This is a genomic window from Polaribacter sp. Z014, from assembly GCF_023555435.1.
Taxonomy (GTDB): Bacteria; Bacteroidota; Bacteroidia; order Flavobacteriales; family Flavobacteriaceae; genus Polaribacter.
The window spans coordinates 1-506 of record NZ_JALCZP010000125.1 but is presented as its reverse complement, the minus strand read 5'-3'; the positions used below and the strand labels follow the sequence as shown (position 1 = coordinate 506).

General features: G+C 23.9%; 1 protein-coding gene. It reads left to right on the top strand.

What is annotated here, in order from left to right:
• Positions 1-506 (top strand): T9SS type A sorting domain-containing protein (locus MPF19_RS19185; RefSeq protein WP_249989871.1); only part of this gene is annotated, 506 nt, incomplete at both ends.

Here is a 506-nt window from a genome sequence, read left to right as displayed (position 1 = left end):
AAATTAAGAAAATAATATTAGTTGCTTTAATGTTCGGAACATTAATAACTAACGCAAACGACAAAGATAATACCAACTCTAAAGAAGCTAAGAGAACTGTTAAAGTTGAATTTAATAATGTAAAAAAAGGTCAGACTTTAACCATTAAAAATGCCAACGGTTTAACTGTATATAGTAATGACATTCAAAATTCTGGAGACTATTCTAGAACATTTGATTTTTCTGCTTTAGAAAACGGAATTTATTCTGCTGAGTTAAATAAAGACTTCGAAATTATTATTAAACAATTTTACGTTGAAAACGGATTGGTTACTTTTTTAAATAACAAGAATGAAAAAATATTTAAACCAGTAATTAGAACTGAAAATAATTTGTTATATGTTTCTAAAATTGCTTTTAACAAAGAACCTTTAAAAGTTGTTATATATTTTAATAATGAAGTAGTTCTATCTAACACAATACAAGGAGAAAATATCTTAAAAAGAATTTATAAGTTATCAGAAAAA